Source organism: Pseudomonas sp. KB_15 (assembly GCF_052114525.1).
Lineage (GTDB): Bacteria > Pseudomonadota > Gammaproteobacteria > Pseudomonadales > Pseudomonadaceae > Aquipseudomonas.
The window spans coordinates 1-355 of record NZ_JBFREX010000379.1; the positions used below are offsets into that span (position 1 = coordinate 1).

The following is a 355-nucleotide window of genomic DNA, read 5'->3' on the forward strand; positions in this document are numbered from 1 at the left end:
GGTACATTCGACCACTCTGCCACCTCTCCGGTAACTTGGTCGACCTTGCGGCGAAACCAAGATTATAGCGATGTTGCGCCCGCCTTTGCAAGCGGCTTGCGCAATAATTTTTACGCCTCCGGTTGCAGCGTTGTGATGCCGCCCATATACGGCTGCAGCGCCTTCGGCACGGTCAGCGAACCGTCGGCATTCTGGTAGTTCTCGAGAATCGCCACCAGCGTGCGGCCCACGGCCAGGCCCGAGCCGTTCAGCGTGTGCACGAGTTCCGGCTTGCCCTGCCCCGCGCGGAAGCGGGCCTGCATGCGGCGCGCCTGGAAGTCGCCCATGCTCGAGCACGAGCTGATCTCGCGGTAGG

At 63.4% G+C, this 355-nt stretch carries 1 protein-coding gene; it reads right to left on the reverse strand.

Features of this window, described 5'->3' with window-relative positions:
* Positions 1–110 precede the first annotated feature (110 nt).
* A partial coding sequence (locus tag AB4Z35_RS31375; RefSeq protein WP_442101350.1) for an aminoacyl--tRNA ligase-related protein occupies positions 111–355 on the reverse strand: 245 nt, incomplete at its 5' end.